Annotated in this window: 9 protein-coding genes; 4 read left to right on the top strand and 5 right to left on the bottom strand. The window is 64.4% G+C overall.

Annotated features, from left to right (window positions below):
- Window positions 1-18: 18 nt before the first annotated feature.
- The 3 genes from EN955_RS05185 to EN955_RS05195 form a co-directional block, all read right to left on the bottom strand.
- The gene (locus EN955_RS05185; RefSeq protein ID WP_013528815.1) at window positions 19-522 is read right to left on the bottom strand and encodes an invasion associated locus B family protein; all 504 of its coding nucleotides are present in this window, start codon (window positions 520-522) and stop codon (window positions 19-21) included.
- A 270-nt stretch (window positions 523-792) separates the two neighbouring features.
- The gene (locus EN955_RS05190; protein WP_013528816.1) at window positions 793-1,155 is read right to left on the bottom strand and encodes a YkvA family protein; all 363 of its coding nucleotides are present in this window, start codon (window positions 1,153-1,155) and stop codon (window positions 793-795) included.
- A gap of 123 nt (window positions 1,156-1,278) precedes the next feature.
- Entirely contained in the window at window positions 1,279-1,575 is a 297-nt protein-coding gene (locus tag EN955_RS05195) for a 4a-hydroxytetrahydrobiopterin dehydratase (protein WP_013528817.1), read from the bottom strand.
- A 50-nt stretch (window positions 1,576-1,625) separates the two neighbouring features.
- Between EN955_RS05195 and EN955_RS05200 the strand changes: the two genes are divergently transcribed.
- Window positions 1,626-2,144 carry a low molecular weight protein-tyrosine-phosphatase gene (locus tag EN955_RS05200; RefSeq protein WP_013528818.1) on the top strand — a complete coding sequence of 173 codons (519 nt, stop codon included), beginning with the start codon at window positions 1,626-1,628 and terminating at the stop codon, window positions 2,142-2,144.
- On the opposite strand, the gene thpR is transcribed toward EN955_RS05200, so the two are convergent.
- Together thpR and EN955_RS05210 are read right to left on the bottom strand one after the other, a co-directional pair.
- On the bottom strand, window positions 2,048-2,644 hold the full coding sequence (gene thpR / locus EN955_RS05205; protein ID WP_013528819.1) for an RNA 2',3'-cyclic phosphodiesterase: 597 nt from the start codon (window positions 2,642-2,644) through the stop codon (window positions 2,048-2,050). The two genes, EN955_RS05200 and thpR, sit on opposite strands and share 97 nt — an antisense overlap.
- Window positions 2,645-2,769: 125 nt before the next feature.
- Complete coding sequence (locus EN955_RS05210; RefSeq protein WP_024504016.1) at window positions 2,770-3,414, bottom strand: arylesterase; 645 nt, start codon at window positions 3,412-3,414, stop codon at window positions 2,770-2,772.
- Window positions 3,415-3,502: 88 nt separating this feature from the next.
- Here EN955_RS05210 and EN955_RS05215 point away from each other — a divergent pair, with 88 nt between their 5' ends.
- The 3 genes from EN955_RS05215 (at window position 3,503) to EN955_RS05225 (ending at window position 7,754) form a co-directional block, all read left to right on the top strand.
- Window positions 3,503-4,198, top strand: coding sequence for an ABC transporter ATP-binding protein (locus EN955_RS05215; protein WP_024504015.1), 696 nt, complete (start codon window positions 3,503-3,505; stop codon window positions 4,196-4,198).
- Window positions 4,198-6,747 carry an ABC transporter permease gene (locus tag EN955_RS05220; protein WP_024504014.1) on the top strand — a complete coding sequence of 850 codons (2,550 nt, stop codon included), beginning with the start codon at window positions 4,198-4,200 and terminating at the stop codon, window positions 6,745-6,747. The genes EN955_RS05215 and EN955_RS05220 overlap by 1 nt, the downstream gene beginning before the upstream one ends.
- Window positions 6,748-6,974: 227 nt before the next feature.
- Window positions 6,975-7,754 carry a Bax inhibitor-1/YccA family protein gene (locus EN955_RS05225; RefSeq protein ID WP_013528823.1) on the top strand — a complete coding sequence of 260 codons (780 nt, stop codon included), beginning with the start codon at window positions 6,975-6,977 and terminating at the stop codon, window positions 7,752-7,754.
- Window positions 7,755-7,905 lie beyond the last annotated feature (151 nt).

Here is a 7,905-nt window from a genome sequence, read left to right on the forward strand (position 1 = left end):
CAAAAAAAGTAGCTTTGCCTATTTACACTTGGCGATCGATGTCAGCGCCGCCGAAATGCCCTTCAGAGAGAAGACATAGGAGGTGGGATTGCCGCGGCCGGACTTCGCCGTCACCTTCATGTCGGTGCCGGTCTTCATGGCGGCGATCAGTACCGGCTCCTCGGCGGCATTCTCGACCCAGGCCGATTTGCCGCGCGTGAACATCGAAAACGTCTTCTTGTCGATGGTCACAGTGGCCTTGGAGCCTTCCTGGAAATTGTAGCCGGCAATGAATTGCGGCTCGTAGGACACTTGCTGGCCGGGCCGCTGGCTGACGAAGAAGAACATATCGCCATGGTCGAGCGTGGGCGGCTGCTTGTCGGTCGGCACGGTCAGGACATAGCAGACCTTGCCGCCCGATGCCTGGTAGCTGTAGGTGCCCCAGGCATTGTGCTGGCCGATCTTGGTCGCCGACTGCGCCAGTGCCGGCGCTGCCACGGCCACCAGGGCCAGACTCGAAACTATCGCAATCAATCCGCGCATCGCTTTTCCCGTATTCCAAATGGTGCGGAGGCAGGCCGGCTTGGCGTCCTGCCCGTCGCTTCATTTTGATTTAATCTGGGTTACCAAACGGTGAATTTCCGAAGAGAAAAGGACCCTCACCCCGAGGAAACCGCCACCATACCCGCGCCGCCGCCCTGCGAGCGGGTGGCGCGACATCCCTTTGGCGACTTGGAGGCCACGAAAGCGGCAAGAGTTTGACTTTTTACGCTGTCGCCGAAAGCCGGCTTCAACGGCGTTCCGCGCGCGTGTTCAGCCCTTCTCGGCCATGGCGTCCCTGGCGGCCTGCCGGTGCGCAGTGGTGATATGGGCACTGACGGCGGTGATCGCGGCGGTGAGCACGGCGATGTCGTCGGTGAAGCCAAGCCCGAAGACGAAGTCGGGGATGACATCCACCGGCAGCACGAAATAACCGAGCGCGGCCAGCAGAATGCCCTTGGCGCGCAGCGGCGTGTTCTTGTCCATGGCGCAATAATAGGCGGCCACGACCTCTTCCATGAAGGGGATCTGCCGCGCGGCCTTCTTGGCTGTGCGCCAGAATTTCTCGCGCACTTCGCTCTCGTCTGACGGCTTGCCGCCAAAGCCGAAGAAATCAAAACCGGATTGTTGCGCCATCAGTCTCTCCTTGCGGGGCTCATGCGCATCCGGCGCCTGCCCCGCGGGGGAAAATGTGGTGAAACCCGACCCCCGCTACAAGATGCCGGTGCCGATTTGGGCCTGCCGAGGCGATACCAGGCCTCAGGCGCCGGCAAAACGGTTCATTTTCGTGGCCAGATCGATATCGAGCGCAGTGACGCCGCCGGCGTCGTGGGTGTTCAGCGTCACGTCGACGGTCTTGTAGACATTCGACCACTCGGGATGATGATCCATCGCCTCGGCGGCAAGCGCGACGCGGGTCATGAAGGCGAAAGCCTCGGAGAAATTCGCGAAGGTGAATGTGCGCTTGATGGAGGCGCCGTCTTCCGCCAGCGCCCAGCCGTCGAGGCCCGTCAATGCGGCTTCAGCGGCTTGCCTGCCCAGTTTCTCTCTCGCCATGTCCCTATCCTGTGCTATTCGAAAACGACCCTCACCATAGCGACGGATCGATGAGCGCGAAGCCTATAAATTCCATTCTCTTCGTCTGCCTCGGCAACATCTGCCGGTCGCCGCTGGCGGAAGGTGTCTTCCGCGCCGTTTGGGCCGAGCGCGGGTCGGCCCGGGATATCCTGCTCGATTCGGCGGGAACCAGTGACTGGGAGGCCGGCTCTGCCCCCGATCGACGCGCGATCGCGGTCGCCATGCGGCACGGCGTCGACATTTCCGGGCAGAGGGCGCGCAAGGTCACGCCGCAGGACCTCCACCGTTTCGACCTGATCCTCGGCATGGACCGGTCGAATGTCGCCGACCTGAAGGCGCTGGCGCCGGCGGCCGTGCAGGACCGCATCCATCTGTTCCTGGAATTCGCGCAGGGAAAGGCACGCGACGTGCCGGATCCTTATCATGACGAGGCAGAAGCCTTCGCTTCCGCCTATCGCATGATCCGCGAGGCGTCGGAGGCGCTGGCGACAAGGCTGGAGGCGCGGGCGTCCGTGCCTGACAGCGGCCAGGCTTCCTCGACGATGTAGGGTCCGCCGCCGACCGAATCGCGCGACGACATCAAAACGAAACGGCCGATGCGGAACGGCAGCGTCGAGAAATTGCCGCGCGCCGACAGATATTGGGCAACGTCCAGCGGGGTCGAATTGCGCAAGCGCGCCAGCGTCACATGCGGCATGAATTTGCGCGGGTCGGCCGGGATGCCGAGCCGCTGGCAGATGCGGTCGATCTCACCTTGAAGGGCGGCCAGATCGGGCGAGGCGGAAGCGCCCGCCCACACCGCATGCGGCTTCTTCTGGCCGAAAGCGCCGACGCCGGTCAGCGCCAGCGAGAAAGAAGGGCGGTGGACGCGGTCGAGCGCGTTGGCGATCTCGTCGGCGACATGGCCGGGAACATCGCCGATGAAGCGCAGCGTCAGATGGTAGTTTTCGACGTCGATCCAGCGGGCTCCCGGCAAGCCGCCCCGCAGCAGGGACAGCGAAAGGGCAGCGTCACGCGGAATTTCGAGGGCGGTGAAAAGACGCGGCATGAAGAGCCTCCCTTCCTCGAATCGAACTGTCACCCATAGCGAATCATCGATAGTCAAACGGAGCAAGAGGTTTGTTGGCCACAGTCCCTGTTAAAAGCTCGCCGGGCGGAAACAGTTCCAACCCGCTAGGAATCGCCCGGCACTGCCGCGATCACCTTCTCGACCGTGGGCAGGATGCGTTCGACCATCTGGTCGACGCCTCGTGCGCTCGGATGCAGGCCGTCCTCGAGCTGCATGCCGGGCTGGCCGGCGACGCCGTCGAGAAAGAACGGGTAGAGCGCGACGTCGTATTTCTTCGCCAGGTCCGGGAAAATGGCGTCGAAGGCGCTCTGGTAGTCGGGACCGAGATTGGGTGCGGCGCGCATGCCGGCCAGAAGCACGGCAATCTTGCGCTGCTTCAGCTTGCTCAGCATCTCGTCGAGGTTCTTTTTGGTGATGTCGGGCGAGACGCCACGCAGCATGTCGTTGGCGCCTAGTTCGAGGATGACCAGTTGCGTGCCGTCCGGCACCGACCAGTCAAGCCGCGCCAGGCCGCCGCTCGTCGTGTCGCCGGAGACGCCGGCATTGGCGACGGTCACATCATGGCCTTTGGCGCCAAGCGCTGCCTGCAGCCTGTCGGTAAAGCCCTGGTCGGGTCCAAGGCCATAGCCCGCCATCAGGCTGTCACCGAAGCCGACGATCTTGAACGGCTCGGCACGCGCCGACGACATGACGCCGCAAATGGCGAGGAAAACCACGAAGCCTGCGGCAATACTGCGTTTGAAAGACATGCGGCAGGCCCCATATGAGCTAGAAATTCTTCAGTCGACGGCTTCCGGCAAGCAGAGCCTTCATTCCCAGATATAGGACGATTTCATTTTGACAGAAGCCGTCATCGCGCTGAAAGATGTGTCCCTGACCCTTGGCGAGGGCGCTTCATCGGTCCATGTGCTGAAGGGGGTGAGCCTCGATGTGGCGACCGGCGAGGCGACCGGCATCGTCGGACCTTCGGGTTCCGGCAAGTCGACCTTGCTGATGGTCCTGGCAGGCCTGGAAAGGGTCGATTCGGGTACGGTCCGAATCGCCGGCGAGCTGCTCAACGGCAAAAGCGAGGACCAGATTGCTTCGTTTCGTGGCCGAAACATTGGCATCGTGTTCCAGTCCTTCCATCTCATTCCCAACATGACGGCGCTCGAAAATGTCGCGGTGCCGCTGGAACTGGCCGGCCATTCCGATCCGTTCGCGGTGGCGGCGCGCGAGCTGGCGGCGGTTGGCCTCAGCGACCGCGTCACCCACTATCCCGGCGAATTGTCGGGCGGCGAGCAGCAGCGCGTGGCGATCGCCCGCGCATTGGCGCCGTCGCCGCGCATCCTGATCGCCGACGAGCCGACCGGCAATCTGGACCAGGCGACCGGGCGGCAGGTCGCCGACCTCCTGTTTGCGAAGGCGGCCGAGCGCGGCATGACGCTGGTGCTGGTGACGCATGATCCGGCGCTCGCGGCACGCTGTTCGCGCCAGGTTTCGATGCGCTCGGGCCGGATCGAGGCACCGGCGCCGGTCAAGGTGACGGCCTGATGCCGCTGTCCCGGACGTTGAGGCTCGCTGTCCGCTTCTCGCTGCGCGAGATGCGCGGCGGCCTGTCCGGTTTCCTGATCTTCCTCGCCTGCATCGCGCTCGGCGTCGCGGCCATCGGCGGCGTCAACTCGGTGGCGCGTTCGATCACCGCCGGTGTCGCCAATCAGGGCCAGACGCTGCTTGGCGGCGATCTTCGCTTCCAGATCAACCAGCGTGACGCCAGCCAGGCGGAGCGCAGCTTCCTTGACGGGCTCGGCACGGTTTCGCGGACCGCCAGCATGCGTTCGATGGCGCGTCTGGCCGACGGATCCGACCAGGCGCTGGTCGAGGCCAAGGCGGTCGACCATGTCTATCCGCTCTATGGCACGCTGGAGACCGAGCCGGCGCTGTCGAAACAGGAACTGTTCGGCGAAGAGTTCGGCGTCTTCGGTGCGGCAGCGCCCGATCTTCTGTTCGAGCGGTTGCACGTCAAGCTTGGCGACCGGCTGAAGCTCGGCACCGCTACTTTCGAACTGCGCGCCAAGCTGGTCGCCGAACCGGATGCCGTGTCCGACGGTTTCGGCTTCGCGCCGAGGCTGATGATCTCGACCGAAGGGTTGGCGGCCACTGGACTGATCCAGCCGGGCAGCCTGGTCGAGAATGCCTACAAAATCCGGCTGCCGGCGGACGCCGACGAGGCAAGGCTCAAGGCCATCCAGGATCAGGCCGCCACGGATTTTCCGGAAGCCGGCTGGTCGATCCGCACGCGCAGCAACGCGGCGCCCGCGCTGTCGTCCAACATCGAACGCTTCTCGCAGTTCCTGACCCTGGTCGGGCTGACGGCGCTGGTGGTCGGCGGCGTCGGCGTCGCCAATGCGGTGCGCGCCTATCTCGACGGCAAGCGCGGCGTCATCGCCACCTTCAAGAGCCTGGGCGCTTCGGGCGGCTTCGTCTTTGCCGTCTATCTCGTGCAGATCCTGATCATAGCCGGATTGGGTATCGTGCTGGGCCTTGTGCTCGGCGCACTAATGCCCTTCGCGGCGAGCGCGGCCTTGCAATCCGTCATTCCGGTGCCGGCCGAAGGCGGCTTCTATCCCGGCGCGCTCGGCATGGCGGCGCTGTTCGGCCTGCTGGTGACGTTGGCTTTCGCGCTGCTGCCGCTCGGCCGCGCCCGCGACGTGCCGGCAACCGCGCTGTTTCGCGAAATGGGGCTGGAAGGCCGCGGCTTGCCGCGCCCCGCCTATGTCGCGGCGGCCATAGGCATCGCGCTGCTGCTTGCGGCGCTGGCCATTCTGTTCTCGGGCGACCAGCGCATCGCCTCGATCTTTGTCGGCGCTACCGTCTTCGCCTTCCTGGTGCTGCGCGTGGTCGGCGCACTGGTGCAATGGGCCGCCAGGAAAAGCCCGCGCGTGCGCTTCGTGGCGCTCAGGCTCGCCATCGGCAACATCCATCGGCCAGGCGCCCTGACGCCATCGGTGGTGCTGTCCCTGGGGCTCGGGCTGACGCTATTGGTGACGCTGGCGCTGATCGACGGCAATCTCAGGCGACAGATCTCGGGCAGCCTGCCGGAACGGGCGCCGAACTTCTTCTTCGTCGACATCCAGAGCGCCGATGTCGCGTCCTTCTCGGCGCTGATCGGCAAGGAGGCGCCGCAGGGCGTGCTGGCCAAGGTGCCGATGCTGCGCGGCCGGGTGATGGCGCTGAACGGTGTCGACGTCGACAAGGTGAAGGTGCCGGCGGAAGGCGCCTGGGTGCTGAGGGGGGATCGCGGCCTGACCTATGACACCAGGCAGCCGGAGAACGCGACGCTGACCGAGGGCAGTTGGTGGCCCGAAAATTACAGCGGCGAACCGCTGGTTTCGTTTTCGGCGCAAGAAGGCAAGGAGATCGGGCTGAAGCTCGGCGACACCATCACCGTCAATGTGCTGGGCCGCAATGTCACGGCCAGGATCGCCAGTTTCCGCCAAGTCGAATGGGAGACGATGGGTATCAATTTCGTCATGGTCTTCTCGCCCAACACATTCGCGGGCGCCCCGCATGGCTGGATGGCGACGCTGACCGAAAAGAGTGCATCGACGGCGGACGACGCCCGCATCCTCAACGCCGTCACCCGCGCCTTCCCGGCGGTGACGACGGTGCGGGTCAAGGACGCGCTCGACGTCGTCAACCGGCTGGTCGGGCAGCTCGGCACGGCGATCCGGGCGGCCGCTGGCGTGGCGCTGATCGCTTCGGTGCTGGTGCTGGCCGGCGCGCTTGCAGCCGGCAACCGGGCGCGCATCCATGATGCGGTGGTGTTGAAGACGCTGGGCGCGACACGCACGACGCTGATATCGGCCTTCTCGCTCGAATATATGCTGATCGGGCTGGCCACCGCCATTTTCGCGCTGGCGGCGGGCAGCGCAGCCGCCTGGTTCGTCGTCGCGCGCATCATGACTCTGCCGTCGCATTTCATGCCGGAGGTGGCGGTGGCAACCATTCTGTTTTCGCTGGTGATCACGGTCGGCATTGGTCTCGCCGGCACTTGGCGGGTGCTCGGCCACAAGGCAGCACCGGTGCTGCGCAACCTGTGACGACAGGCCCGGAACGGGCATCCTGGATTAAATCTTGGTAAGAAAGCCGTCCGAAAAGCCGAGGAAACGGCGCTTCGCCCTCTCACGAACCGTTACATCCGGTTACGGTCTTGTTCTTGACGCGAATAACCATCATATTTCGCCACAGGCATGCTGGAGCCCTGCCAGCGGCGCCTGGGTCCGGAAGGACCTGACACCGGACGGGGCAGAAGCAATAGAGGACTACAATGGCTGATCCCATTCGCAACTACCAGACGCGCGCCGTGCCCGGCGTCGGCGTCGGTGCCGACATCGATCAGGGCCTGCGCGCCTACATGATCAAGGTTTACAATCTGATGGGGCTTGGCCTCCTCATCACCGGTCTTGCCGCTGTCGGCACGATCATGCTGGCCACCACCACCGATCCGGCTTCGGCTGTCGCGACGCTGCCGAGCGGCGAGATGCTGACGTCCTTCGGCTACGCGATCTTCGGCTCGCCGCTGCGCTGGGTGGTGATGCTGGCGCCGCTGGCCGCCGTGCTGTTCCTGTCGTTCCGCGTCCAGTCGATGAGCGTTTCGGCGGCGCAGACGACGTTCTGGGTCTATGCCGGTCTCGTCGGCCTGTCGCTGTCTTCGATCTTCCTGGTCTACACCACGGCCAGCATTTCACAGACCTTCTTCGCCACGGCCGCCGCCTTCGGTGCGCTGTCGCTGTTCGGCTACACCACCAAGCGCGACCTGACGGCAATGGGCTCGTTCCTGATCATGGGCGTGTTCGGCATCATCATCGCGTCGGTGATCAACATCTTCCTGCAGTCGTCGGCGCTGTCGTTTGCCGTGTCGGCGATCGGCGTGCTGGTCTTCGCGGGCCTCACCGCCTATGACACGCAGAAGATCAAGGAGATGTATTTCGAGGGCGACAGTTCGGACGTTGCCGGCCGCAAGGCGATCATGGGCGCGCTGACGCTCTATCTCGACTTCATCAACCTGTTCATGTTCCTGTTGCAGTTCATGGGCGACCGTCGCTAGTTCAGCATGCTGGACCATCGAGTTCCAAAAGGGCGGCCCAACGGCCGCCCTTCAGGCTGCTGACAAACCCCTGGCATTTGCCGGGGGTTTTTGATTCACTGGGTCATGTTGAAGCGACCCGCCCCTGAACAGACCGCGCTCGAGATGGTAA

Source organism: Mesorhizobium sp. M7A.F.Ca.CA.001.04.2.1 (genome assembly GCF_003998485.1).
GTDB classification, from domain to species: domain Bacteria; phylum Pseudomonadota; class Alphaproteobacteria; order Rhizobiales; family Rhizobiaceae; genus Mesorhizobium; species Mesorhizobium ciceri.